This window comes from Nitratireductor sp. XY-223 (genome assembly GCF_004959855.1).
Taxonomy (GTDB): domain Bacteria; phylum Pseudomonadota; class Alphaproteobacteria; order Rhizobiales; family Rhizobiaceae; genus Hoeflea_A.
Window position 1 is genome coordinate 635,110 of record NZ_SPNT01000003.1, and the last position, 25,188, is coordinate 660,297.

Annotated in this window: 24 protein-coding genes; 15 read left to right on the plus strand and 9 right to left on the minus strand. The window is 59.5% G+C overall.

Features of this window, described 5'->3' with window-relative positions; all coding sequences use genetic code 11:
- Positions 1–159: 159 nt before the first annotated feature.
- Both E4M07_RS14685 and E4M07_RS14690 read left to right on the plus strand, forming a co-directional pair.
- Complete coding sequence (locus tag E4M07_RS14685) at positions 160–510, plus strand: hypothetical protein (protein ID WP_136659084.1); 351 nt, start codon at positions 160–162, stop codon at positions 508–510.
- Positions 511–728: 218 nt separating this feature from the next.
- On the plus strand, positions 729–2,291 hold the full coding sequence (locus tag E4M07_RS14690) for a hypothetical protein (protein ID WP_246660459.1): 1,563 nt from the start codon (positions 729–731) through the stop codon (positions 2,289–2,291).
- A 28-nt stretch (positions 2,292–2,319) separates the two neighbouring features.
- Here E4M07_RS14690 and E4M07_RS14695 read toward each other — a convergent pair whose 3' ends face one another.
- Complete coding sequence (locus tag E4M07_RS14695) at positions 2,320–2,934, minus strand: TetR/AcrR family transcriptional regulator (RefSeq protein WP_136659085.1); 615 nt, start codon at positions 2,932–2,934, stop codon at positions 2,320–2,322.
- A gap of 192 nt (positions 2,935–3,126) precedes the next feature.
- On the opposite strand from E4M07_RS14695, the gene E4M07_RS14700 reads away from it, so the two are divergent.
- Positions 3,127–4,557, plus strand: coding sequence for an MATE family efflux transporter (locus E4M07_RS14700; protein WP_246660460.1), 1,431 nt, complete (start codon positions 3,127–3,129; stop codon positions 4,555–4,557).
- A gap of 31 nt (positions 4,558–4,588) precedes the next feature.
- On the opposite strand, the gene E4M07_RS14705 is transcribed toward E4M07_RS14700, so the two are convergent.
- Positions 4,589–4,945, minus strand: a complete 357-nt coding sequence (locus E4M07_RS14705) for an MmcQ/YjbR family DNA-binding protein (RefSeq protein WP_136659086.1) — start codon at positions 4,943–4,945, stop codon at positions 4,589–4,591.
- Between the two features lie 231 nt (positions 4,946–5,176).
- On the opposite strand from E4M07_RS14705, the gene E4M07_RS14710 reads away from it, so the two are divergent.
- On the plus strand, positions 5,177–5,869 hold the full coding sequence (locus tag E4M07_RS14710) for a phosphatase PAP2 family protein (protein ID WP_136659087.1): 693 nt from the start codon (positions 5,177–5,179) through the stop codon (positions 5,867–5,869).
- Positions 5,870–5,872: 3 nt separating this feature from the next.
- Here the strand turns inward: E4M07_RS14710 and E4M07_RS14715 are convergent, their stop codons facing one another.
- The 3 genes from E4M07_RS14715 to E4M07_RS14725 all read right to left on the minus strand — a co-directional run bounded on the left by E4M07_RS14715 (position 5,873) and on the right by E4M07_RS14725 (position 8,805).
- On the minus strand, positions 5,873–6,733 hold the full coding sequence (locus tag E4M07_RS14715; protein WP_136659088.1) for a DMT family transporter: 861 nt from the start codon (positions 6,731–6,733) through the stop codon (positions 5,873–5,875).
- Between the two features lie 53 nt (positions 6,734–6,786).
- Positions 6,787–7,980 (minus strand): phytanoyl-CoA dioxygenase family protein, encoded by a 1,194-nt coding sequence (locus tag E4M07_RS14720; protein ID WP_136659089.1) that lies wholly within the window; start codon positions 7,978–7,980, stop codon positions 6,787–6,789.
- A gap of 126 nt (positions 7,981–8,106) precedes the next feature.
- Entirely contained in the window at positions 8,107–8,805 is a 699-nt protein-coding gene (locus E4M07_RS14725; protein ID WP_136659090.1) for a glutathione S-transferase family protein, read from the minus strand.
- Positions 8,806–9,072: 267 nt separating this feature from the next.
- Here E4M07_RS14725 and E4M07_RS14730 point away from each other — a divergent pair, with 267 nt between their 5' ends.
- Together E4M07_RS14730 and E4M07_RS14735 are read left to right on the plus strand one after the other, a co-directional pair.
- Positions 9,073–9,399, plus strand: a complete 327-nt coding sequence (locus E4M07_RS14730) for a helix-turn-helix domain-containing protein (RefSeq protein ID WP_348640521.1) — start codon at positions 9,073–9,075, stop codon at positions 9,397–9,399.
- A 315-nt stretch (positions 9,400–9,714) separates the two neighbouring features.
- Positions 9,715–11,031: an aspartate aminotransferase family protein gene (locus tag E4M07_RS14735; RefSeq protein WP_136659092.1), complete on the plus strand. Its 1,317-nt coding sequence runs from the start codon at positions 9,715–9,717 to the stop codon at positions 11,029–11,031.
- A 305-nt stretch (positions 11,032–11,336) separates the two neighbouring features.
- On the opposite strand, the gene E4M07_RS14740 is transcribed toward E4M07_RS14735, so the two are convergent.
- Positions 11,337–11,750, minus strand: coding sequence for an SRPBCC domain-containing protein (locus E4M07_RS14740; protein WP_136659093.1), 414 nt, complete (start codon positions 11,748–11,750; stop codon positions 11,337–11,339).
- Positions 11,751–11,865: 115 nt separating this feature from the next.
- On the opposite strand from E4M07_RS14740, the gene E4M07_RS14745 reads away from it, so the two are divergent.
- Positions 11,866–12,330 (plus strand): MarR family winged helix-turn-helix transcriptional regulator, encoded by a 465-nt coding sequence (locus E4M07_RS14745; RefSeq protein ID WP_136659094.1) that lies wholly within the window; start codon positions 11,866–11,868, stop codon positions 12,328–12,330.
- Positions 12,331–12,360: 30 nt separating this feature from the next.
- Entirely contained in the window at positions 12,361–13,629 is a 1,269-nt protein-coding gene (gene fabF / locus E4M07_RS14750) for a beta-ketoacyl-ACP synthase II (protein WP_136659095.1), read from the plus strand.
- A gap of 81 nt (positions 13,630–13,710) precedes the next feature.
- On the opposite strand, the gene E4M07_RS14755 is transcribed toward fabF, so the two are convergent.
- A complete protein-coding gene (locus E4M07_RS14755) occupies positions 13,711–14,538 on the minus strand; it encodes a hypothetical protein (RefSeq protein ID WP_136659096.1) in 828 nt (275 codons plus the stop codon).
- A 140-nt stretch (positions 14,539–14,678) separates the two neighbouring features.
- Here E4M07_RS14755 and E4M07_RS14760 point away from each other — a divergent pair, with 140 nt between their 5' ends.
- From E4M07_RS14760 to E4M07_RS14785, 6 genes are all read left to right on the plus strand, one after another.
- Positions 14,679–15,134 (plus strand): PqqD family protein, encoded by a 456-nt coding sequence (locus tag E4M07_RS14760; RefSeq protein ID WP_136659097.1) that lies wholly within the window; start codon positions 14,679–14,681, stop codon positions 15,132–15,134.
- Positions 15,121–16,176: a hypothetical protein gene (locus tag E4M07_RS14765; protein ID WP_136659098.1), complete on the plus strand. Its 1,056-nt coding sequence runs from the start codon at positions 15,121–15,123 to the stop codon at positions 16,174–16,176. Before E4M07_RS14760 ends, E4M07_RS14765 begins: the two co-directional genes overlap by 14 nt.
- Positions 16,173–16,928 carry a glycosyltransferase family A protein gene (locus tag E4M07_RS14770; RefSeq protein ID WP_136659099.1) on the plus strand — a complete coding sequence of 252 codons (756 nt, stop codon included), beginning with the start codon at positions 16,173–16,175 and terminating at the stop codon, positions 16,926–16,928. The genes E4M07_RS14765 and E4M07_RS14770 overlap by 4 nt, the downstream gene beginning before the upstream one ends.
- Positions 16,925–17,605 (plus strand): glycosyltransferase family 2 protein, encoded by a 681-nt coding sequence (locus E4M07_RS14775; protein ID WP_136659100.1) that lies wholly within the window; start codon positions 16,925–16,927, stop codon positions 17,603–17,605. The genes E4M07_RS14770 and E4M07_RS14775 overlap by 4 nt, the downstream gene beginning before the upstream one ends.
- 6 nt (positions 17,606–17,611) lie before the next feature.
- Complete coding sequence (locus E4M07_RS14780; protein ID WP_136659101.1) at positions 17,612–19,096, plus strand: nucleotidyltransferase family protein; 1,485 nt, start codon at positions 17,612–17,614, stop codon at positions 19,094–19,096.
- Positions 19,097–19,159: 63 nt separating this feature from the next.
- Positions 19,160–19,969 (plus strand): class II glutamine amidotransferase, encoded by an 810-nt coding sequence (locus E4M07_RS14785; RefSeq protein WP_136659102.1) that lies wholly within the window; start codon positions 19,160–19,162, stop codon positions 19,967–19,969.
- A 33-nt stretch (positions 19,970–20,002) separates the two neighbouring features.
- Here E4M07_RS14785 and E4M07_RS14790 read toward each other — a convergent pair whose 3' ends face one another.
- Complete coding sequence (locus E4M07_RS14790; protein WP_169054223.1) at positions 20,003–21,070, minus strand: NAD(P)-dependent oxidoreductase; 1,068 nt, start codon at positions 21,068–21,070, stop codon at positions 20,003–20,005.
- Between the two features lie 1,292 nt (positions 21,071–22,362).
- On the opposite strand from E4M07_RS14790, the gene E4M07_RS14795 reads away from it, so the two are divergent.
- The gene (locus E4M07_RS14795; RefSeq protein ID WP_136659222.1) at positions 22,363–23,958 is read left to right on the plus strand and encodes a GMC family oxidoreductase N-terminal domain-containing protein; all 1,596 of its coding nucleotides are present in this window, start codon (positions 22,363–22,365) and stop codon (positions 23,956–23,958) included.
- On the opposite strand, the gene E4M07_RS14800 is transcribed toward E4M07_RS14795, so the two are convergent.
- Positions 23,955–24,986, minus strand: a complete 1,032-nt coding sequence (locus E4M07_RS14800) for a substrate-binding domain-containing protein (RefSeq protein ID WP_136659104.1) — start codon at positions 24,984–24,986, stop codon at positions 23,955–23,957. The two genes, E4M07_RS14795 and E4M07_RS14800, sit on opposite strands and share 4 nt — an antisense overlap.
- Positions 24,987–25,188 lie beyond the last annotated feature (202 nt).

Consider the following 25,188-nt stretch of genomic DNA (forward strand, 5'->3'; position numbering starts at 1 on the left):
GCTGAGTGTCGCAACCGGGCAAATGCAACTCCTTCTGATGATGCGGGTGATGGATAAACGCAGTGCCGAATGCCGACGATGTTGTCATGAAACCTCCCATGGATAGCGCGCAGCACAATTTGCACAGGCAGTATTGCGGACCTTCTCGCTTGAGGGACCGTGATCACCGCCAACAATGGAATTCAGGCAGACAGATTGCTGCGTGTCCGCCGCTGGCCGACACACGAAATTCGCAGTCGCATCCGGCCGGCGCGTGGACGCCATCAGCAGTATAGCGAATCCGGCAAGGGGAAAAATTACGAGATTTTGGGTGGAGGAATTCCCAAACTCATTGGCAAAAAGCGCGAGGGAAGACGGCGCCGGAATAACAACGCAAGAGATCAAAACAACGGCAAAGAGCAGCAGGACAACAGTCCCGCGGGACCTCATCGGCATCACGCTCAACTCCACACCAACGCCGATCAAATCATACCTTTTGTGACAGAATTATTACAGGTTCACCGGCCATGAATTGCGCGTTTATCCAGAACATTCCAAATGGGAATGGAGTGCCGCCCGGGCTATGGATTTTCGGTTCCGGATTCAGGCATCCCGTGAGGAGATTGCGGTGGCCGCGCCGGTATCCCAGCGTTGCCGGCATTGTTGCCGGCGGCGTGAATGCTACTTTGCTTTTCATTGGAATTGTTGCAAAATCCGGCGATCGTCATGGGGTCCAGCAAGGCTAGGTAGTGGCAACGGAAAGAAGTGAAGAGAGTTCCGGAAGGGCGACGGGGGAAAAGCGGAAACAGGCGGTAGTGGTGATCCACGGCATGGGTGAACAGGTGCCGATGGATACACTGCGCGGATTCGTCGATGCCACATGGGTCACGGATGAAAACCTGATTCCCCGCACACGTTCCGATTCCAACACCGGTCAGCAGCGCGTGCAAAATCCCGTATGGAGCAAGCCGGACCGGCGCAACCGCAGCTTCGAATTGCGTCGGATCACGACCGAGGAAGCCAGGAACGGCGTGCGGACGGATTTCTACGAATTCTACTGGGCACACTTGATGCACGGCACGACGTGGGAGCATTTCAAGGCCTGGTTCGCGGACTTGCTGTGGCGCTCCCCGAAAAGGGTGCCGAACAATGTCTATGGCGCATGGATTGCGCTCTGGATCGGCACCGCGGTCGTGGCGATCATTTTCCTGAGTTCGACATTGCCTCTGGGCGACCTGCGGCAATGCCTTGCCGGCGAATGCGACAATGCGGCCTGCGATGCCTCGGATTTGTGCTGGAGCTGGATCGGACCTGTCATCGGCGCGGTGGTTTCTGTCGCGGCCGGCGCCTTTATCAACGTCTATCTGCTCAAGTATTTCGGCGACGTTGCACGCTATGTGAAAGCCACACCCCTCAATGTCGCGCGGCGGCAGGAGATCCGCGAAAAGGGAGTCGAGCTGCTCGAGACGCTGATGGGCGTGCGCGATGTCGATCCGTCGAAGCGCAAGAAGGGCGACCCGTGGAACACCGAATATGAACGCATCATCGTCGTGTCTCACTCGCTGGGCACCGTGGTCGCCTACGATATCCTCAAGGAGAGTTTTGCGCGCATAAACCGCTATCTCGACAGGGGTGGTCAGACCCGCAAGAAGCAGCCGTACCGGCACAAACTCGAGCAACTGCTTCAACATGCGATCGACACGTCCGGGACGCTTGACCTCGACAAATTCCGGAAACTGCAGAACCTTGCCTGGCAGGAGCTGAAATCGGACGGCAGTCCGTGGCTGGTCAGTGACTTCATAACGCTCGGTTCTCCGCTGACACACGCCGAGTTCCTGCTGGCCCATGACGAGGAGGATCTCAGGGCGCAGCAGGAGGAACGCATCCTGCCCACATGCCCGCCGGCGCTCGAATGGGATTCAAGGACGAAGCGTCAGCATTTCAGCTATCAGCTGGGCAGCAACTCATCCAGCGGAGAATATTTCCGGTATCCGCATCACGCCGCGCATTTTGCATTCACCCGGTGGACGAACATCTACTCGAAATCGAAGAACATCCTGTGGGGCGACATCATCTCGGGGCCAGTGGCGGACCATTTCGATCTCTCGACCCCGGTGGCGAGGCTCCAGGGCATTCTCGACATCCCGGTGCTGCCGCAGCGCGATCAGGAAGGCAAACCGAAGGGAAACGTGCCGTTCTTCACCCACACGAAATACTGGGACATGAGCGTCAGAACCGGACCCGGCGACAACTGGGCGGTGCCGTATCACATCCACAAACTGCGAGAGGCGATTAATCTTCTGGACGATTGATGGGGCGGAACACCGCAGACGGCCGCAGTCACTTCTCTTGCCGTTCGATGAAGCCGCAGGCCAGCACGTAGTCCATGTCCGAGCGGATCTGCTCGAAGATCTCGCCGTCAGCGATAAGACCCTCGTTGCGCAATGAGATGAGGCCGTGCAGCGCAGCCCAGAACACGTTGTTCAGGCGGTCGGGCGGAAGCGCAAGCAGGCCTTCCTTCCACGCGGATTTCATGCGCGCCGCGGCAACGTTCTGGTTGGCTTCGATCGCCTTCTTGTGTTCCGGGGTAGGCGGCTCGTCGGGTCGGATCGGCGTGAATACGAGCTTGTAGACCGCCGGGTTTTCCAGTCCGAAACGCACATAGGTTTCGCCGACAACGCGAAGCTGTTCGATGAGGTCCTGTTGTTCGACGCCCGCGACGGCCGCTTGCGCCACCCCGGTCAACCGGTTGAGGCCGGCTATGCGCATGGCATCCACCAGCGCGGCCTTGTCCTTGAAATAGAGATACGGGGTCTGGCGGCTGACGCCGGCTTCCTCCGCCAGGCGCCGCAAAGTCAGTGCCTGGATGCCGTCCTTTTCCAGGATAGCCATTGCGCAGTCGAGAAGATTTGCGCGTTTTTCGACGATTTCATCGCCGGTCAGCGGTTTGTTCAATGGGTCGGTTCCAGTACGCTTGACAATGTCAATTGACAGTGTCAAGTATAGTACAGCAAGCCTCTCGCTTCTGCAAGAATTTCACCTTGCCGGATAATTCGTACGCGTCGTCTCGCACGCGGTGAATTCGCCGCACCAGGATCGTTTTGTCGCGGCGCTGTGGGACGGTTGCAGAGATGGAGATGACCGGTCATGCGCGAAATGGAAAGCCAGACGGCGGAAACCCCGGGTTCCCAGGGCGATGATTTGCCGGAAAACGTGTTCCTGAAGGGCTCGCTTGCCCTGGTGTTCGCGCGCACCGCCGCGCCCATAATCCTGATCATGCTCGTCAACGGCCTGTTCAATCTGGTGGATGCCTGGTTCCTGGGCGTGTTCGTCGGCGCCGAGGCGCTGACCGCCGTCACGCTGATGTTCCCGCTCTTCATGATGCTGATTGCGATGGCGACGATCGTCACCAACGGCTTTGCATCGGTCATGGCGCGCCTGCTTGGCGCCCGCGAACCAAAGAGCGTGCTTGGCAACGCCTTTGCCGGAGCCGTTCTGTTGTCGCTCATTTTTTGCGCGATCCTAGTCGGCATTTTTCTGCTGGTCGGCGGCGATCTCGTCGACCTGGTCGCCAGAGGATCCGAAACGATTGCGCGACAGGGATACCTCTACATCGCGATCCTGGTCTTGCTGTCGCCGATCACCTTCGTGGAGATGCTGCTATTCGACCTCCTGCGGTCCGAGGGCAGGGTCTCATTCATGACAATGGCCTCCCTGTCGACGATCCTGTTGAACGTTGTCTTCAACTACATTCTGATCGCCAAACTGGACATGGGTGTCGCCGGATCGGCGCTCGGCACGATTGCCGCGCAGTTCGTTGCCGCGCTTGTCGTCATCGCCTACCGTTGCGTCAGTCCGTCAATTCTCGGTTTCAGCGCCCTGACCTTTGGCCGGATGACGCGTTACTGGCGCGACTATCTCGCGCTTGGCGTACCGCCCAGCCTGGGTTATCTCGGCGTGTCGCTGTCATCTGCGGCGGTCATCTACTGCCTGCAGCTGTGGAGCGGGGACAGTTACGAGGCAACGGTCGGTGCCTACGGCATCACGACCCGGCTGATGACATTCTCCTTCCTGCCGCTGCTCGGTCTTGCGATGGCCTTCCAGACCGTGGTTGGCAACAATTTCGGGGCGCAGATTTGGACGCGCACCGACGCCAGCCTGAAGCTCGCGGTGATGTTCGCGCTTGTCTATTGCGTCATCATCGAATCCGGTTTTCTGCTCTATGCCGATGTCATCGGCTACGGTTTCGTCGACGATGCGGCAATTGCGGGCGAGACCGGGCGCATTCTTCCCTACATGGTCGCACTGTTCTTCCTATTCGGCCCGTCGATGATGTTGGCCTATTACTTTCAGGCGACCGGTGACGCCGGTCGCTCGGCGGCCATGAACCTGTCGCGGACCTATGCATTCGGGCTGCCGCTGACGTTCGTCCTCCCATTCGCCTTTGGCGAACAGGGAATCTGGTTCGCCGGCCCGCTCGCGGAGATCCTGATGCTGGGCCTGGCGCTCTATCTGATGGTGCAGATGCGACGCCTCCACGGCCTGCGCTGGGGATTGTTCCGCTCCGGGATGGCATGACGGTCAGTCCGCCGGTCATCCGGGACGGCGGTCACGACAAGCCGAGCTCCCTGCGTTTGACCCGGGTCAGCGTGCCGGCGACGATGGCGTGGGCCGCGTCGATGTAGCCGCGCAGTTCCGCGTCGCTCATGGCGGAAAGATCCTGCAGCTGAATCCATTTGGCCCGCGCGAGGTAGGGGGCCGGCGCCAGCCCGTCCTGCTCGCTCAGGATTTGGTAGGACAGGTCCGTGCACTTGAAGCTGAACCGGTGTCCCTCGCCATCGCCCCAATTCGAGCAGATCGCGAATATCTTGCCGCCGACCTTCCACACCGAGGCTCCGCCCCACTGCACAACATGGGTCGTCGCCGGCAACGAGCCGCAATAGGCATCAAATTCCGATCTTTCCACCAGTTTCGGCCCTTGCTTAATCCGGCCGGAGTTTCCTCCACCGCGGACCGTTTGTGAAGCATGGTTCCGATGTCCGGCTGCTTCTGCTGACACCTGGTGACATGCATGAACAGGCCAATCCGCACCACGGTTTCATACTAAAGTTGCTTTGTGCGCAAAGGCCGGCGTTCCTACCTGAAATTCGACTGTAGACGGGGCGGCAATGAAGGTACCAGAAGGAGGTATTCCAAGGTGCTAAAACGCATTGCAGTTGTTTTCACCGTAATCATGGTCGTGATCGCGATGGCATTGCCTGTCATGGCGAGCGAGAATGACCGGAAGCGGTTCCTGCCGGCCGGCGCGGTCGACGCTGAGGCCCTGATCGGACCGCCGCCGGCGCGCGATTCCGCCGAATTCAAAACGCAGATGGACATTGTTCTTTGGCTGCAGAAGACGCGTACGCCCGAACAGGTGGCCTTTGCCGAGCAACCGCTCGACCTTGAACGGTTTGCGCCGATCATCAGCGCATCGCTGGTCGAGGTGGACGGCAGGCTGCTGAAGGAGACGCTTGACGGAGTGATTGACGAGGTGCGCATGGACTATGACGCTGTGAAGGGCGTGTTCGACGAGCCGAGGCCGTTCCAGGTCGACGAGCGTGTCCAGCCGGTCGGTGACGCGCGGCCGGTCGCCGCCTATCCAAGCGGCCATGCCATCCGCGCAACGGTCTACGGGACGCTGCTTTCGGGAATTTTCCCCGAGCACGAGGCGGAAATCATGGACCTTGCACAGCAGGTCGGTTACGGCCGGGTTGTCGCCGGCGTCCATTACCCGGTCGACGTGACGGCCGGCCAGAAACTGGGCGCGGCATACGCCGAAGTGGTCGCGGAGCAGCCCGCCTACATCGACGCGGTCGCCCGCATAACAGCCGCCGGTCCGCAAAGCTGAATGCTAGGTGGACTTTTCGTTGCCCGTCGAGGTGATGACCACGCCGGCAACGATCAGCACCGCGCCGGCCAGGATATAGAATGACAGGTCCTCGCCGAGGAAAACCGCGGCATTGACGAAAGTGAATATGACCGACAGCGTGAACAACAAGGCCGCTGACACGGTGGATACGCGCGCCGCGGCCTCGTACCAGAGGTAATAGGCCAGGGCCGTCGGGAACAGCCCAAGCAGGATGAGCAGTGCGACATCGCCGGATGTCGCTGATCCCGGGTAGATGAGCATCAGCGGCGTCAGAAGGACGGCGGAGCATATAAAGACGTTGAAAAGGAAATTGACGCGTTCCGCTGTACTCGCCGAGGCACGCAGCGCCCGGCTGCTTCCGATGATAAAGCCGGCCCAGCTCAGTCCCGCGGCTATCTCGAGCATGTCGCCGCGCAGACCTGCGCCTCCGATATCGATATCCTGCAAGACGGTCAGGAATACGCCTGTCACGGCGATGAGCGCGGCAATGATATCTCTTCGCCTGACGGTCTCGCCGGCGAACAGGAACAAGATCAGCAGCACGAAGAAGGGTGCCGTGTTCTCCAGCATCATTGCGTTCGAGGCACTGGTGTATTCGAGCCCGATGTGAAAGCAGATGTAATTGACGACGGTCGATCCGACCGCGATCTGAAGATTGCGGTCCGACAGCCTGCTCGATACCTGAAAACGCAGTACCTTCATGAGGACAAGCAGCGCGGCGGCGGCGATGTAAAGCCGCAAAGCAGCGATGGTGACACCGTGCATGTCGCCGGTGAGGTAGCGGACGATGACACTGTGCGTGCCCCAGCAGAAAGCCGCCAGAAAACCAAACACAAGAGGCATTGTTGTACTGCGGTCCGGCACGATGGCTCCCGTCGTTAGCTTGTCGTCTTACATCATGAACGCTTTCGCTCGGCCTGCGCCCGCAGCGCCTCCAGGGCCTCCCCGGTCGCCGCTCCGGCAAAGAGCAATTCCGTCATCAGGTCGGATTGTGAACTGGGAGCAAGTCCGCCGACGGGCGGATCGTTGTCGAGATTGGTCGGGAACGGATAGCCTTCGGCGCTTGCTGCGATGGCGCAGGCGATCTCCCGGTCCGTCATCGTCCCGTCGCGCCGGGCCGCCAGCAACACCGGATAAAGATGCAGGCACAGCCGTGTTCTGTCGACCGCCTCAATCGGCCGCCCGAAGGCGGAAGAAACCTGCAGAAGATTGGCCGTGCGGTAAATGTTCTCCGACACATTGGAGCCTGCGGCATGCATCAGCGCCGGATTGAAGAAGAGGGCGTCGCCCTTGTTCAGCGGCAGCTGTGAGCGGTGGGCGCGGAACCAGTCCTGGTAACGTTGATCCGAATAGGCGATGTAGCCCTCGTGGAAGGCCTGGGAGAACGGCAAGAGCATCGTCGGGCCGCTCTCGACCGGCATGTCGCAATGGGCGATCGCGCCCTGCAGGGTCAGGGCCGGTGACAGTTTGTGGACAAGCGACGGGAAGGCCTCCAGCCGCTCGGGTGTCATGAATCCGAGATGATAGTCGCGATGCGCCGTCTGCGCCTCACCCCCGGGATTGACCCGGTTCACCTGTGCGGTCACCTGATAGCCGTCTCCCAGCCACGCCCGGCTGGCAAGGTCTATCGCGACACTGCCCCAATACCGGGCGAAGTTCTCGGGCGCGGCAAGACAGTGTTTCTGCAAGGCGTTCCAGATGCGGTCGTTGGCTCCGGGTTTTGCGAAATGATCGCCGCCGCCGGCATCCGTGCTCCTCTGTTCCTCGATGATGCGCTCAAAGACGCCGGTCGCCACATCGATGACTTCCTGATCTTCCACGGCATTCCTGATCGCTATCACGCCGGGCCCATCCAGGAACGCTTCCGCCCATTCGGCCATCAACTCCGTGCGGCTGTCGGCGTCCTGTTCCAACTCCCGGATTTCGTCACCGTCGTAGATGAGAACGTTCTGCTCCATGCCGCATGCAAAGGGCCATTGCGCGGGATCAACGGTTTGCTCGACCAGATCGCGGAATGTCCCGAACGCGCCGGATCCGGCCCTGAGCCATACGCGACGCTGGCGCTCGCCAATGAGTGTTCTCGCATCCATCAGGACTCTCCCGGAAACAGTCGGCCAACCGATTGTCATATGGTAGGCATATTTCCCCGTATTGGCGACAGCCTGTTTGAGCGGCCAAGGCGGGCTCGCTGATCCATGCGATGTGCCGGAAACCGGCTACAGCGGCGAACCCCGTGAACCGTCGCATGGTCGGGCGGCCGACAGGTAGGGCGGCGGTATGCCCTCCGCCTCGAATGCCCTTTGGAACGATGGTCGTGTTTCCAGCGCCTGAAGCAGTCGCAACAGGGCAGGATAGTCCGCGGGGACGAGCGCGGGTGGGGAGTCGGCCGGATAAAGCTGCGGCCAGCGAAGGCACAACGCGGCGTAGATGTCGACGATGGTCGGATCGCTTCCGAGCAGAAACGGATGCTCAAGATCGGCATAAGCGGTCTCAAGAACCTTGAAATGGCCATCCAGCCGGTCACGTGTCATTCGGGCCTGGACCTCAAGCATTGCCGCATCGGGACCGATATACTTTTTCGGGTAGAACAGCTGCCTCAAATCCGGGTGCAGGGTATTGGAAAGAAAAAACAACCATTTAAGGAATGCCGGTCGGTCGGAGGATCGGGGCGGGGGTGCCAGCGCCCCGTGCCGGTCGGCAAGGCTAAGCGCGATGGCGGCTGTCTCAAACACCGGTTCCCCGTCGATGATGCACACCGGTATCATCCCGGCAGGATTGAGTTTCCGATAGGCCTCGGTTTCCTGCTCCCTGGACGCCCGGTCCACGAGCCAGGTGTTGTATGCAGCGCCGATTTCCTCGAGCACTACACGGATGACAAGCGATGCGTTGTCCGGTGCGTAGTAGAGCGTATACAAGGCGGCTCCTTGATCGGATTGAGCGGCACGAACAGCTCGACGTGCAAGTGCTTGCGACGCACCTATTCTTGGGGCGGCCGGTCGCGTCGTGCAAGTCACATTATAAGCGGGGCCGGTCTTTTGATCCCTTCGCAACGGGCTTCGGATTTGTGGTCCGTATCGGTAGTGCCTCCGCCGCCGCAAATAACCTCTCGCAGCGTTGTTCCGCGGCGGATGTGTGAGGGGCTTGTTTGTGACAATTGCGTCAAGTAATCAAGAATAATGGATATGAAAAATGCACTAAACGCTCTTTCCGCGCTGTCCCAACAGACCCGGATGGAGGTTTTTCGATTGCTCGTTCGGGCGGGCGATGACGGAATGCTGTCCGGAGAGATCGGAGAGGCGCTGAATGTTCGCCAAAACACCACATCGACCAATCTGGTGATTTTACTGAATGCAGGGCTGATACGTAATGAGAGGCAAGGCCGCACCGTGCGTTATTTCGCCAATTTCGACGGCATCCGCGAGCTGTTGTCTTTTCTTCTGGAAGACTGCTGCGGCGGGCGGCCGGAACGTTGCGGACCGCTGCTTGACGAAATCGCATTTGCCTGCTGAGGAGAAGCACCGGCGACTTGAGCTTGAAGTCCCGGGAGGGGTTCTGAGCACCCGGCGCGCCGGGGATAGAAATCGCGTTCACCGTTTGCAATGACGCGGCGTCCGGATCCTGTCCGGCGTGGCCGGTCAGCCGGTGCTGACCGCTCGGCCGGCGTCCGGTTGTCGCATCTGTTGTTGAAACAAATGCGTTTACATCGAGAAAAATATTGATACATATGTTTCGAAGGCTAGCATCAACTGCGGCGGCCGCCGGCGATTCTCACACATCCGCCGGGCGGCAGGACTGCCCTCAGATAGGTTTGACTGGATCGCACTATGTCCCATGTCTTTCCGAGACATACAAAGTCGGAACTGCCGGTCATCGCGACCGGCGAGGGCTGTTACCTGATTGACCAAACGGGAAAGAGATATCTCGATGGCTCGGGCGGCGCGGCCGTCTCCTGCCTTGGCCACGGAGATCCTGATATCGCCTCGGCCATCAGCCGCCAGCTCGACAAGGTTGCGTTCGCCCACACGGGCTTTTTCACCTCAGAGGCAGCCGAGACGCTCGCCGACCTGCTGGTCGAGAACGCCCCGCCGGACATAGACCGGGTTTTCTTCGTCTCCGGCGGATCGGAAGCGGTCGAAGCGGCGATCAAGCTGGCACGGCAGTACTTCATCGAGACCGGCGAGCCGCAGCGCCACCGGCTGATCGCCAGGCGGCAAAGCTACCACGGAAACACGCTCGGGGCCTTGGCGGCCGGGGGCAACGAATGGCGCCGTCGGCCGTTTGCGCCGATCATGATCGATACCTCGCACATTGCGCCATGTTACGAGTATCGCGACCGCCGGGAAGGTGAAACCGCGTTCGAGTACGGCCAGCGGGTGGCCAATGAGCTCGAGGATGAAATTGTCCGTCTAGGCCCGGAAACGGTCATGGCGTTTATCGCCGAGCCCGTGGTCGGCGCCACGATGGGCGCTGCGCCCTCCGTCGAAGGGTACTTCCGACGCATCCGTGAGATCTGCGACAAATACGGCATCCTGCTCATCCTTGACGAAGTGATGTGCGGAATGGGCCGGACGGGTTCGCTGTTCGCGTGCGAACAGGAGGGGATCGCCCCCGATATCGTGACGATCGCCAAGGGACTGGGGGCCGGCTACCAGCCGGTCGGAGCGATGCTGTGTACGGCAAAACTCTACGCCGCAATCGAAAACGGGTCGGGCTTCTTCCAGCATGGACACACATATATCGGTCATCCGGTTGCCTGCGCGGCAAGTCTCGCGGTCGTGCGCGCGATGCTGGATCGCGACCTGATCGCGCGCGTCCGGGAAAAGGGCGAGCGGTTGTCCGATGCGCTCAACACGGCATTCGGGCAGCATCCGCATGTCGGAGACATCAGGGGGCGGGGACTGTTTCGCGGCATCGAACTTGTCGAGGACAGGGCAACAAAAAGCCCGTTCGCGCCCGAGCGTGCAGTCAACAAGCGTGTAAAGGCGGCTGCATTCGACGCCGGCCTCATCTGCTATCCGATGGGCGGGACAATCGACGGCGTACGCGGCGACCATGTCCTGCTGGCACCGCCGTTCATTATTGACGACAATCAGATCGACGAACTTGTAACGAAGCTTTCCTCGGCGCTCGAGGCCATCTAGACCGTTTCATGGTTAGCTTGAAGCATTTGATGGCGGAAAATCGGTCCATTCGGCTAGGCGCGTCGCGCAGCGCGATGTGGGGCATCGGGCAAGCGGCGCAACAACGCCGATGGGCCGATTTGCCGCCACCCTGGAAAAGGAAGTTGAAAACAAATGTAGAATGTGCCGGGCGATTTTGGCCCCTGACTGCGTTGGCTCGCGCTTGTGGTGGAATGGCACCACGGCGCGCAACCCGCCTAGTCAGAGACCAAAATCGCCACGGTCAAATGATTCAATCTAGCCATGAAACGGTCTAGGCGGAACGCTCAGGCCGAAGCTGTTTCCTGGTCCTTCATCAGAATCGCCGACAGTTTCTCGACATAGCTGTCCCAGCCGCTGTCATGCATGTCGCGGCTTTCCTGCTTGCGAAAACCGGAGTGCCTGATGCGCAGAGCCGTCCCGTCGTCTGCGGGTTCGAAAAGAACATCGATTTCCGTGATCTCGCCGTCCCGGTCCCACTCCCACGTGTAGCGCACGTGACGGTCCGGCTCGACGGCAAAAAACAGGCCCTCGGCACGGTTGCAGCGGTCCTCGCTTTCCATGAAAAGGCGATAGTGACCGCCGACCGTCGGGTCGATTTCCATCCGCGTGGCGGGAGGGATCACTGTCTCCGGGCAAACCCAGGCCGCAAAAACGCGGTCAGGCGGAAACGGCAGCTCGTAGTTCTTGTCTATCTTCATGCACTTCTTTCACTGCAAAAACAGTGTGCCCAAATGAGGGCCAATGCCGGGTTCATAGCAAGTCGCGACACGAATCGGAGTTAACAAATTCTAACGCTCTGAAACGATCTTGAAAATGTGTATATACACATTTATCTATGGTTCCATGGCCGTCGAGATTCCCGAAAATATGGGCAGTGAATGCCTGGTCCTGAAATCGCGACGGGCGGCGCGGGCGGTCACGCGCCGCTACGACAAGTTGCTGCGCCCCTATGGCCTTCAATGCACGCAGGTCTCGCTTCTTTTCAATGTCGCCTCCGGTCATCACCGCTCGGTCACCGAACTGGCGTCGCAGATGGCCATCGAGCGCAGCACGTTGACCCGCAATCTGAAGCTGTTGCAACGACGCGGCTATATAGAAACGGACAGTTCCGGGCAGGGACGGCCACAGCAATACATTCTGACCGAACGGGGTGAGGCGCTTGTCCGGGAGATGATTCCGCACTGGCGTGAAGCCCAGGCGCAATTGCGCAACGAACTCGGCGACGAGGGCTGGGATGCGATACAGGCAGCCTTGTCCACCATCGGCGCCGTCGGCTGACACCACAAGCGCCAACACAGGGAGAACGGCATGAGCAAAGACAGGATCGTCGTGACCGGGATGGGACTGGTGACGCCGCTCGGCTGCGGCGTCGATGCGGTCTGGCAGCGCCTATTGGAAGGCAAGTCCGGTATCGGCATCAATGACCGCGTCGACTGCAGCGATTTGCCGGCAAAGATTGCCGGGCTGGTGCCGGACATCCGTTCCGACCCGAGCGGAATAGATATCGAAAACGTGGTCAGTGTCCGCGATCGCAGGAAGGTCGATCTGTTCACGGTTTACGCGCTGGCCGCCGCCGAGGAGGCGCTGACTCAAGCAGACTGGAAGCCGCAGGACGAGCAATTGCGCAATCGCACCGGGACGATAATCGCGACCGGCATTGGCGGATTCCCGGTGATTACAGAGGCGGTCCACACGCTGGAACAGAAGGGACCCCGCCGCCTGTCTCCATTTGTCATTCCGGCGTTCCTGGCCAACCTGGCGGCCGGCAATGTCTCCATTCGCTACGGCTTCAAGGGACCGATCGGCACGCCGGTTACCGCCTGTGCCGCCGGCCTCCAGGCAATCGGCGATGCCATGCGCATCATCCGTTCGGGCGAAGCCGACGTGATTGTTGCCGGAGGAACGGACGCCTGCATTGACCGGCTTTGCATCGGCGGATTTTCTGCAGCCCGGGCCCTGTCGACACGCAACGACGCGCCGGAGCAGGCATCGCGCCCGTTTGACCGGGACAGAGACGGTTTTGTCCTGGGAGAGGGGGCCGGGATCGTGGTTCTTGAGACCCTTGAACATGCCCTGGCACGCGGCGCCACGCCGCTGGTCGAGATTTCCGGCTATGGCACAAGCGCCGACGCCTGGCACCTGACAGCCGGTCCGGAAGACGGTTCCGGCGCGGCGCGGGCGGTGCAGGCCTGCATGGCGATGGCCGGTGCTTCGCCGGATGACATCGGATATGTCAACGCCCACGCCACATCGACCCATGTCGGCGACAGGGGAGAGATCGCTGCACTCAGGACAGTCTTCGGCGATGCGATCGGCAAACTGGCGATCTCGTCCACCAAGTCTGCGATCGGTCATCTGCTGGGCGCGGCCGGCGGCGTTGAGGCCGTGTTCACGGCGCTTGCCATCCGCACGGGAATGCTGCCGCCGACGCTGAACTGCGATCATCCCGAGGACGACTTCGCCGATCTTGATTTCGTCCCGCACGAGGCGCGCAGCGTCGACATCCGCGCCGCGCTGTGCAACGGATTCGGTTTCGGCGGCGTCAACGCCACGGTCGCGATGGCGCGGCTGGACTAGCCGACCGGCGCCAACCGGTTGCATTGCGGATACTCAAGATACGATTGGGTCAGCCTGTTCACGGACCATCCGCCGTTGCGCTCACCACTGTACGACCGGTTCGCTTTCGCCCTGTACCGGTTCGAAAGGAATGTTGCCCAGCCTTGCTGCGGTATCGGAAAAGGTCGACTTGAAGCTGCCGAGAACTTTCCGGGTTGCCGCCAGGCAAAACAGGTCGACGACCGCGCATTGCAGTGCCTCGGTGGACTGGCGTCCAAAATCCTGTTCCGGCGCGCAGATAATGCGATCACCATATTCGGTCTTCATTGCATCCAACTCACGCGGGTCGTCGCTGGACAGGTAGAACCGGATGCCCGGTTCCGCGGCGATCAGCGCATTCATGCGTTCCTTGAACAGCGATGTCGGGCTGAATTCGCGGGCGGGCCGATGGTCGGTCCGGCGAATGTGCACACCGATCGTGTCTCGAAATCTGCTGGTTAACGACTGAATCCGGTCCTGCAGCTTTTGAGCCGGACGAAATGGATATATCGGTGCGTCCGCTTCGTAAAAAGGTTGCCAGCACCGGATATGGGTCCGGCGCCTGCGGGACAGTTCGGAGAAATCGAAGCCGTTTCGCATCATCTCCTCGACCTGGTCGTTTTTGAAATTGGTCTTGAGATAGTCAAAACGGCAATAACGCCGGATCTTGTAACGATGGCCATCCAGCTTGGACTTGTGGAGTTTCGAGAAGGTGTGAACCGTTCGAAACTCCTTCGGCACTTCGAGCAAATGCTCGATTTCGCAGCCCAGATCCCGGTTTTTGATCCACACCAGCCGCACCGGTTGACCGATATCGCGCGCCAGGGCGATCGAACTGTGCATCACGCGCATTCGGCTGCAAATGCCGCCCTCGGGTTCAATTGTCAGCATATTCGTCCATTAAAAACACTGGCCCCGACAAGTAACACGGATTAGCCAAAAAATAACGTAAGCCCCGATAGTCGCTAGAAAACTGTGCCCTTTTTGTAATATAAATCATTGTATTGCGGCCAAACATAGCGGGGGCAGTGTTGGAGTCGAACAAGTACGAGTGTGTCTACCGGTTGGCAAACAATGATGTTGCATCGGAAGAGTTCGATGGAGAATTCGTCGTTCTCGACCTGAATAACGGCCGCTATTATTCTATGGATGGTGCCGCCGCGATTGTGTGGAAGGCCCTGACGGACGGAGCGTCGCCGAAGGACCTGGCCGCTGTCTGCGACGAGGAAGGCAAATGCGGACCGCAGGCGATTTTGGCGTTCTGTGACCAGCTCGAATCCTATGGATTGGTCGTACCGACGCCGGAGCGCTCCGGCATCGTCCTGCCGGATACGCTTGCGCAAGCCATCCAGTTGAACGAGACCCCGCCGGAAACCACGATGTATGACGATCTGGCCGAACTGATGATGGCCGATCCGATCCACGAGGTTGACGAGAGCGAGGGGTGGCCTGTCCGCAAGCCGGAACCGAACGGTGCGGCAGATTAACATCCAGAACGTTCATCGGTTCGCCGCCGACGCGATCGATGCGGCGAGCCGAATTGAACTGGACACCAGCCGGCATCGCCAGTTTGGGCTTCCGGGCCTGCAATTGCATGTGCGCTCGACGGAACGGGATTATCTGGATCTGTGTGCCGGGGCATTTGCGGATCAGCCGTCAATCAACGGCGCCAGCGGCAAGAGGATCACCGTCTCCATCGTCAACCGCCAGTCGTCGGCGTGCCTGCCTTCGGCTCTCTGGGACGAGCCCGCCTTTTCGATCAAGCGCATGGCCGAATCGCTGCACAGAAACGGCTACGACGGCGTTTTCGAATTCGACTACCGGCTGTGGCAGTTCCTTCGAGCGGAAGACGGCGCTTGTATCCAGCTTATGCAGTCAGCAGATGCCTTTCCGCCTTGGGAGGCCGCGTTCCCGCTTCGCCAGTTTGTGCATTGGGCCTATCAGCGATCCGACAGACTGCTGGCTCATGCCGGCGCGCTTGGCTTGCATGAGGTCGGGATTCTCCTGGCGGGCAGCGGCGGCGCCGGCAAATCGGGGACGGTCCTTGCCGGCATTCTCAACGGGCTTTCAACCGTGGGCGACGATTATGTGGTCGTCAGCCGAACGGGCGATCAGCTGGTGGCCGAACCCGTTGTCCGGCTAATGAAGCAGGATGCAGAGGGGCTGAGACGCGTGGGGATCGATCCGGCCGCCGGGCAATTCGGCCGTGCCAATTGGCAAAACAAGTATGTGTTCGGCTATGAGGACCTTGCTCCCGGTTCGGCGGCACACCGATTGCGGTTGAAGGCGATATTGCTACCCAAGGTAACGCATGGCGGCCAGACGGCGATCCGGCCGGCAAGCGGCCGGGAAGCTTTGCTGGCGCTTGCCCCGAGCAGCCTTTACCAACTCAAGGGCGGCTGGTCGAACACGATGAGACTGTCGGCTGAAATCTGCAGAGAGCTGCCGGCTTACCATTTCGAACTCGGCGACAACCCGCGGGAGATCGCCGGTACACTCTCAGAATTCATCGGGACTCTGACGTCATGAAGGTCGCCGTGTTGATGGCCGTGCATAACGACCGCCCGTTTATCGAAGACGCGCTGCAGTCTCTTTTGCGCCAAAAGGGCGACGCGTTCCTGGACATCGTCGTTGTCAATGACGGATCGAACGACGGCACCGAGACGGTGCTGCGCAAGATGGCGCAGGAGCATGCCGAGATCCGGTTGATCGATACGGAAAATCAGGGTGTCACCCGTGCCCGCAACCAGGGCCTCCAGGCACTTGCTCCCGATACCGAACTCGTGACTTTCCTCGACGGTGACGACCTGATGGCGGACGGCCGGATAAAACGTGACTGCGCCGCGTTTGCGAAGGATCCCTATCTCGCGATGATCTATTCGAGATTGTGTTATTTCGAGCACTCAGACCCCGGCACGCTCGTGCCTTCTTCCGACAGTCGCACCATAATCAACCGCAGCATTCACCTGAGTGCCGGCATGTACCGGCATTCGCTGGTCAAGGACGTTGGCCCATTCGATGAAGACTTCGTGCAGGCAGAGGACACGGATTTTATTTTCCGGATATTTGAATCCTCTCCCAAATACGAGGTCTCTGACGAGGTTTCGCACTACTACCGCAGGCACCCGGGCAGTATGAGCAGGGACCGCACCATCGTGGGGCGCGAGTTTGCGCGGGCGGTGCTGAAATCCGCCAAACGCAGAAAACAACTGGGCGGCTATCGTCTTCCGGGCGATGTGTTTGATGTCTTGCGCATAACGGAGGCGACCAATTGGATATGAACAACGACTACACGGTTCTGGTTCCGGCCTTCAATGCGGAAGACACCATCGCGGAAGCACTGGATTCGATCCTCTCACAAACGATTCCTCCAAAACGGGTCATCGTCGTGGACGATGGATCCACCGACGGCACCGCCAGGGCCGTTGCTGCATATGGCAACCAGGTCACGCTAATCAAACAGGAAAATCGAGGCGTGGCCGCTGCGACAAACGTGGCGATCAGGGCGGTCAAGACCCCGCTTATGGCCGCACTCGATGCCGATGATATCTGGCATGCCGACAAGATGGAGAGGCAATTAGGGTTCCTCGCCGAGCATGCGCAACTCGGGGCAGTGTTCTGCCGGGGAATGACTTTCAGGGATACGGCCGGCAGCAGAATACAAAAAGGTACCCAGGACATCTGGGGCCGGTCCGGCATGTTGATCAGAACGGCGGAGGCGGTCGCCAATGGTGCGCTGATCCAGCCACCGGACGGTCTCGGCGATATGGTCGACTGGATCGCGCGCTTGCGTGAGAACGGTGTAAAGATGGCACTTTTGCCCGATGTCCTGCTGATGCGCCGGATTCGGCCGGGCAGCATGACGTTCTCAAGACGCGAACTTGGCAACAAGGGCTACATATTCGTCGCCCGCGAAGCAATTTTGCGAAGGCGCGCGGCAGCCAAACGCCCGGGCTGATCGTCCATGGTCAGTCTCGAACGGCTTTCGGAGAACCGCAGCTTTCCCAATTTCAGCTGGGCCTGGCCGCGCGGCAATACGGAAACACTGATCCGGGCTGCCGCCTGGACGGATGACGAGGGCGCCGCGGAAATATTTCGCCGCTGGATGGCCGATGAGGACATCGAGGCAGTCACCTATGCGGAGCAGCGCTTGCTCCTCGCGATCGCGGCGCGGTTCCCGCAGGATCGGGTCGTGGTCCCGCACCGGGCGCGCCTGACCGGGGTCCAGCGCCTGCTCTGGTCGAAGTCGCGACTGGCCATCAAGGCTGCCGAGCCGGCATTCGAGAAATTCCGTGCCGCCGGTATCGACGTGCTCGTCTTCAAGGGAGCAGCCCGGGCCGCCGTCAATATGAATGACCTGAAGGGCCGCATCGCGCATGATGTCGACATATTGGTCAAAAGGCAGGATTTCACCGGGGCATTGAAATTGCTGACCGATGATGGCTGGCAGCCGTCCAACGGTTGTTCAGCAGTCTATTGCCAGGCCGTTGCACCGTCCATCCGCGGTCTCAACCTGTTTCGCGGCAAATACGGGGATCTCGATCTGCACCAGCGCATACTCCACCAGTATACGGTCCTGGACGAGGCGGAATCGGCGGTCTGGAGCCGGGCGCGCGAAGTGGCCTTTCTCGGTGGCAAAGCCTTTGTCGCCGATCCGACGGACGCCCTGGTCATTGCCATCGCCCATGGCGGACTGGACGGCCACAATCACAGCGACTGGATCGTCGACAGCGCAGCCCTTGTCGCGGAAAATGAAATCGACTGGGAGCTGTTTCTGCGCCAGTGCAGGCAATACGGGATTATGCCGCACGCGGCGATCGCCCTGACATTTCTCGCCTCGCGTCTTCAATCGGCCATTCCGGCGGCGGTTGTCGAGACGGTCATATCGGAAGGAAAGGCCTCGAGGCCCGCATTGTTCAGCGCTCTGTTCCAGTCGCACCCGAAACGGCAGCACAGCGTCTTTGGCCTGGCGGGAAGGACTATTTCCAAGCAGTGGCGCCTTTATCGCACCCGTTCGGAGGACCGGAAGGCTTCACCTTATCTTTCCGATATACGACTGCGGCCCGCTAGGAAGGCGAACCGCGCAGCCGACGAAGTTCCCCCGGACGGGGAATTCTCCTTTCCAATACCGGGCGACAATCCTGATGCCGTTTCGTTCACGATCGCCCTGGATGGCGCGCCGGTGCGTCGCAGGTACGTCTTCGAACTGAATTCGGGTCAAAGGCACATCGCTCGGTTCGCCTACAGGCACGGGGGTCGGCGGAAGGCCCTGAGGCTGTCGGGCGCCTGTCGGCTGCCCGGTGACCTGTCCGCCTCGGACGAGCCGCTGGTTCTGTCCGCGCGACCGAGCAAGTGTTTCGCCGGCGGCTATGGCGCGGATGAGGAGGCGCGCTATGCTGCCGCGCCGTTCCAGGTGACATCATTTCGTGTCAGCCGACTGGGCGAATGACCGGATCGGGCCGATACGGTATATTTTCCTGGCGAGACAACCGGCTGCGGGGGAATTTTGCGGATGTGTGAATTGTTCGGTGTTTCGACTTCGGAACCGGTGCGGCTGTTCTGCAACCTGGACGAGTTCGCCAAACATGGTGGCGCATCGCATGCCAACCGTTCCGGGTGGGGTGTGGCCTATTACCAGGACAACGACGTCCTGCTCATACGCGAAGCGTTGCCGGCGGCAAAGAGTCCCTGGATCGGGTTTCTTGAGACCCACGGCCTGACCAGCCAATGCACGATCTGCCACGTGCGCTTTGCGACCAGGGGCGCTCCGTCCATCGTCAACACCCATCCTTTCCGGCGCGAACTGGGCGGGCGAATGCATGTGTTCGCCCACAACGGCGGGCTGCGGGCGATCGAAGACGAACTGCCTTTCGAATCCGAACAATACCGCCCGGTCGGCCAGACGGATTCCGAATACGCCTTTTGCCTGTTGCTGCAGCGCCTGGCTCCATTGTGGCAAACTCCGCAATCCGGGGTGCCGGCGCTTGCGGACCGAATGGCGATTGTTGCCCGGACAGCGTCAGACCTGCGCAAACTTGGCGCCGCGAACTTCCTCTATGCCGACGGAGACGTTCTGTTTGCCCATTCCGACCGGCGGCGCTTTGACGTCGATGGAGAATTCGGCGAACTGCGCGCGCCCGGCCTGTGCCTTGGCGACACCCGCGAGCTGGTCAAGGGCATGGACATCAAATGGCCGGTAACGGAGACCGCCGGCATTCTGGTTGCGAGCGTTCCGCTGACGGATACGGGCTGGACGCCTTTGGATGAGGGAACCGTCGTCGCACTGCGAGACGGCGACGAAGTGGCAAGGACAATGCCATAGAGCGGTCGCGTTCTTTTGAACGGGAGGCAGCGTTCAGTAGTAGATGTCGCTGACGTCGATGCCGTAGCGTCGGCTCCAGGCGTCCACAAACGGCAGGTCCAGCTCTGCGGGCAGGGCGGTAAACCCGTGCGCGTCGTCCGACAGGATGTTCTGGCAGCACCTGTTGTGAGCGGCAAAGATCGGATCGATGAAGAACATCGTCGTCGGCGAATCCAGAAGGAAATTCAACGGCGCCTTGTCAGCCACAATGCGATTTGCCGGATAGTCGTCGCCGAATTCGTCATCGGCGCCCATATTGATCAACTGAACATTGTCAGCGATCTCCGACGGAGCATAGAGCGACTGCAACAGCCCCGGGTGCCCGGTTGCGAAAATGACGGCGAAGGCGTCGTTGATCGTTTCCAGAAGTTCCTGGCATCTGGCGCTTTTCAACGTCTTGTGCCCGGCCGCCGCGGCTTGATCGAGATATGTGGCGTTGATGTCGACGACGGTCAGCCTGACGTTTTCCCTGGCCAGGTAGCGCGCAATACCGCGACCGACTTTGCCGTAACCGAACAGCACGATCTTGCGGCCGTCCAGATCGGGGGTGACAAACTGCTTGATGGCGCGCACGCAGGCCTCGCCGGTGCCAAACATGCCCTCCAGGCATTTCAGTTTCGAAAGATCGAGACTGTAGACAGGAAGATCGGTTTCAAGTTCGCTGTAAATCGGCGTTCCCGACTGTGTCAGCTCCACATAGCCGCGTTCAATATTGACGTTTTCCATCGCCGGCACCTGGGCGCAACAGTCCAGCGCGATATCAAATGTGCCGTTGATGCGCCGGTGATCCAGTTCAACCGTTGCGCCGGCATCCCTGAGCAGGTCAACACAGTCTTCCTTGGGCTCCAGGCCCGGCAGTTCCAGATGCGTGACCGTGACGTCGGCGCCACCGAGGTAAAGCGGCTCGAGCTTCAGCATCGTTTCGCGGGTCAAAGGGATATTGTGCAGGATCCGAAGACCGGCAAGCGGCCTGGATTGCGCCCATTCCGATCCGAGATCTTGCAGGAAGGGATAGTCGCCCACATACGCGCTGTTGAAACGCTGCAGTTTTTCAATGTCCATATCTGAGCTGCCTGGGTAGCTGATGGAAAAGACGGACGGTGGTGATGTTTGGAGCACCGTTCGCGTCATCCCTACGACAGCGTTGCATCAGCCGCAACCCGTCAATCAGCCGACAGATCCGCGTATTGTCGGGCGTTGTCGCGCGAGTGCCGTCAGATGCAAAAAGAAAGCCCCGCAACGGTTGCGATGGGCGGATCACAAGACGTTGCGGGGCCTAGAAAGCCAGCATGTCCTCTATGCATATTATGCAATCCTGGCTTTCGGTTCCTGTATGCGCAATTCCTCAACAAATTATTGCATTTTATACACTTTTTCTCAAGCGCAGACGGATTTCCGTTTCTTCTCGTACCCGCATCTATGCAAAATGCATAGTCCGAATTACACCGTCGGCTAACTAAACGCAATTTCCAAAGTGATGCAAGCTTTACTGGAAAATTTTCGCTATTCGCCTTGTGCAACTGTGCGTGAAGCGGTCATCTCCAGATCCGCGAGCCATGCTCCTTTTTTCCAACTCCCGTTCCCATGGTCCCTGCAACCGCAGCGAGACCGAGAACCGGACGGTGCCGGGTTTTCACCTGCCCTATTATAGCAATATTACACAAATAAAAAATCCATAAAATTTAATTGATGCGGACCGGTTCTGGGGATGAACAAGAGGAAAGTTCCAGTTGAGAACCGACCCTGCCGACCCCGTTACAAATATATCCGGGAAAATAAGACATTAATTTGACTCTCACGATTTCGGTTGCGCCAATCGAATTCGGCTAGGGCAACTGAGCGGCATGTCGCAACCTGTCTCCCATATGGGCATCGTTTCTTCCGTTAAATCCCTTCAATACCCTTAGTTTTGGGCGTATAGCGGATCTTTCTTGCGGCGCGGCCGTTCCGACAATATCGATCAGGTTGTGCGACTGTAGAATCGCACCGCTCAAACGTCTCCGCCGTTCGGTGAGGAGCTCAGAATGAGGAAGTTAAAGTATAATAAGGTGAAATATTTTACCAATAACTCAAATATGGAGAAATATAGCAATATATAATTCGGAATAAAATATTAAGTAAGGCAAAGCAATGTAAACAGAACAACATCATCGCGCCAACGAAGACAACAATAGCAATCACGGTACTCCGACAACAGGAATGAGATGCGGTCGGAACGCGGTACCGGAGGAATTTGGCCGGCGGCCTACGCAGCTAATTGGTGTATTGTCAGCAGCGATGTCGAAGTCATAATGCCGGAGGGGATGTTGTTCGCCGTGCCGGACCGGGCACGTTTCGGAGGTGTTTTGATCGATATTGGGCAATTCGATTTCGTCGTTGTCGGAGCAGGTTCTGCCGGATGTGTCCTGGCTAACCGACTCTCCGAGGATCCGCGCCGCTCTGTTTTGCTGCTGGAGGCGGGCGGCAGCGACAATTACATCTGGGTACACATTCCGGTCGGCTATCTCTACTGCATCGGTAATCCGCGTACCGACTGGTGTTTCAAGACTGAATCCGAGGCCGGCCTGAACGGGCGGTCGATCGCCTATCCGCGCGGCAAACTTCTCGGCGGGTGCTCTTCCATCAACGGCATGATCTACATGCGCGGGCAGGCGGGTGACTACGACCACTGGCGACAGCTCGGCAACGAGGGCTGGGGCTGGGACGATGTTTTGCCCTATTTCCTCAAGTCGGAAGACCACTTTATGGGCGACACGGACATGCATCGGGCCGGTGGCGGGCTACGTGTCGAACAGCAGCGGCTGTCGTGGGAAATACTCGACCGGTTCGCCGATGCCTGCGAACAGGTCGGTATTGCCAAGGTGGATGATTTCAATCGCGGCAACAATGCCGGCGTCAGCTATTTCCACGTGAACCAGAAAAACGGGTGGCGCTGGAATACGGCGCGGGGCTTTCTGAAGACAGTCCGCAACCGGCCCAATCTCAAGATCATGACCCGTTCTCACGCAAAACGCCTGGTTGTCTCTGACGGGCGGGTGCGGGGGATCGAGTTCGACCGCGACGGCGTCGCGCACACAGTGGCGGTCGGCGGCGAACTGGTCCTGTCGGCGGGCGCCATTGGAACCCCACAATTGCTTATGCTCTCCGGGCTCGGTGCCGCCAAAGACTTGTCGGCGCAGGGGATCCCGGTCATGCGCGACATCGACGGTGTCGGCCGCAACCTTCAGGATCACCTGCAACTGCGCACCATCTATAAAGTCACCGGCGTTGACACGCTCAACAGGCGCGCCGCGACGCTGTGGGGCAGGGCGGCCATCGCTATGCAATATGCGCTCTTCAGGACCGGTCCGATGTCAATGTCTCCCAGCCAACTCGGCGCGTTTGCGAAATCAGACCCTGGAGTTGCGACGCCGGATCTCGAATATCATGTACAGCCGCTCTCGCTCGACAAATTCGGAGACCCCTTGCACCCGTTTCCCGCAATTACCGCTTCTGTCTGCCACCTGCGGCCGCAAAGCCGCGGCTCAGTGCGCTTGCGGAGCGCGGACTGGCGCGACGCGCCCGTCATCGCACCGAACTACCTTTCGGAGGAGGCCGATCGGATGACCGCCGCCAAGGCCATCCGGCTGACACGCAGGATCATGGCGCAGCCCGCACTCGCGCCCTATCATCCGGAAGAATACCTGCCCGGTTCCGGCTTCGAAACGGACGATCAGCTTGCCGACGCGGCCGGCAACATCGGAACGACGATCTTTCATCCGGTCGGAACGGCCAGGATGGGCGCCGATGCCGGTGCCGTGGTCGATACCCGGCTGAGGGTCAGGGGCGTAGACGGACTTCGTGTCGCAGACGCCTCCGTCATGCCGACGATAACGTCCGGCAACACCAATGCCCCGACAATCATGATCGCCGAGAAGGCCAGCGACATGATCCGCGAAGACAACCGCTAGGGGCGCTGTGGAGGGCCTGTCGAACTGCCGAGGACCAGTTCGGTCTCCCACAATTCGTGTGTCGGATCCCGCTGCGGATTTTCAATGGCTTCGATCAGCATCTCCGCGCATCGTTCGCCGGCTGCCTTGATCGATGAGCGCAGCGCCGTGAACATCGGTATGTCGCCGCTGTTTGAAAGGAACGAGAGCATGTCGTCATGCGTGACGAGCGAAACATCCCGACCGGGCTCGAGACCTGCCTCCTGGACGGCACGCAATGCACCCATGGCCGGCAGAATGCTGGAGCACAATACCGCGGTGGGCGGATTCTTGTGTTTCAGGAGCTCGTGCATGCGCCGGTATCCGTAGGGTTCCATCATGTCTTCCGAAAACATGATCCCGGGGTCCGCATCGATCCGCGCATCCTCGAGCGCGTCAAGGTAACCCATGCGCCTGCGCTGAGCGAAGGTCATCGATTCCAGGCCGTTCAACAGGCCGATGCGCCGGTGACCGAGATCGATCAGCAGCCGCGTCGCCCGTTCGAAAGATCTGCGGTTGTTGACATCGAGCCAGGTATAGCTGTCGTCGTCATCGGCGCTCCTGCCGTGCACGACGAAGGGCATATTCAGCTTTTGGAGCAGCGCGATGCGCGTGTCGTTGACAAGGGGCGCGTGGACCATCATCCCGTCGACCCGCTTGCTGGCGATCAGTTTGTAGTAGGTGTTTTCCTCCTGATCCCGGGGCACGATCGACATCAGCATGTCATAGCCGGCCTCGGAATAGGTTTCGCCGGCACCTGCGATAAAGTCCGAAAACAGCGGATTGATCATCATGTGGTCGGACTGCGGAACGACATGCCCGATGGTTTTCGATTTGCCGGTGGCCAGCTTCTTGGCGTGCGGACTGGGCGAGTAGTTCAGCTGCTGAGCCATGTCGAGAACCTTGCGCCGGGTCTTTTCGCTGACCTCCGGAAAGCCGTTCAATGCACGGCTGACGGTTGTCTGCGAAATACCGAGTGCCTCGGCCAGCTGCTTGAGGTTCACGCTCATCGATTTTCCAAAGCGATTTGAAATTGAGCGTGCAACTAGTCATATTTTTGTAAGATTGGCAATACGCAGCCGTGAGATTGCAATTCTCTGGAGATGTGAATTTAATCGATTTAAAAATCACAAAGGAAAAAATACAACAAAAACAACAACTAGTTGATTTCCATTGCGGTGAGTGCACAAAATACATCACAATCGCGTTGAC

Coding starts and splice junctions, on each gene's coding strand:
- E4M07_RS14800 (WP_136659104.1), bottom strand. CDS start 24,986: ATGAGCGTGAACCTCAAGCAGCTGGCCGAGGCACTCGGTATTTCGCAG.
- E4M07_RS14745 (WP_136659094.1), top strand. CDS start 11,866: ATGTGTATATACACATTTATCTATGGTTCCATGGCCGTCGAGATTCCC.
- E4M07_RS14730 (WP_348640521.1), top strand. CDS start 9,073: ATGAAAAATGCACTAAACGCTCTTTCCGCGCTGTCCCAACAGACCCGG.
- E4M07_RS14790 (WP_169054223.1), bottom strand. CDS start 21,070: ATGGACATTGAAAAACTGCAGCGTTTCAACAGCGCGTATGTGGGCGAC.
- E4M07_RS14770 (WP_136659099.1), top strand. CDS start 16,173: ATGAAGGTCGCCGTGTTGATGGCCGTGCATAACGACCGCCCGTTTATC.
- E4M07_RS14755 (WP_136659096.1), bottom strand. CDS start 14,538: ATGCTGACAATTGAACCCGAGGGCGGCATTTGCAGCCGAATGCGCGTG.
- E4M07_RS14785 (WP_136659102.1), top strand. CDS start 19,160: ATGTGTGAATTGTTCGGTGTTTCGACTTCGGAACCGGTGCGGCTGTTC.
- E4M07_RS14735 (WP_136659092.1), top strand. CDS start 9,715: ATGTCCCATGTCTTTCCGAGACATACAAAGTCGGAACTGCCGGTCATC.
- E4M07_RS14780 (WP_136659101.1), top strand. CDS start 17,612: ATGGTCAGTCTCGAACGGCTTTCGGAGAACCGCAGCTTTCCCAATTTC.
- fabF (WP_136659095.1), top strand. CDS start 12,361: ATGAGCAAAGACAGGATCGTCGTGACCGGGATGGGACTGGTGACGCCG.
- E4M07_RS14715 (WP_136659088.1), bottom strand. CDS start 6,733: ATGCCTCTTGTGTTTGGTTTTCTGGCGGCTTTCTGCTGGGGCACGCAC.
- E4M07_RS14740 (WP_136659093.1), bottom strand. CDS start 11,750: ATGAAGATAGACAAGAACTACGAGCTGCCGTTTCCGCCTGACCGCGTT.
- E4M07_RS14775 (WP_136659100.1), top strand. CDS start 16,925: ATGAACAACGACTACACGGTTCTGGTTCCGGCCTTCAATGCGGAAGAC.
- E4M07_RS14700 (WP_246660460.1), top strand. CDS start 3,127: ATGCGCGAAATGGAAAGCCAGACGGCGGAAACCCCGGGTTCCCAGGGC.
- E4M07_RS14720 (WP_136659089.1), bottom strand. CDS start 7,980: ATGGATGCGAGAACACTCATTGGCGAGCGCCAGCGTCGCGTATGGCTC.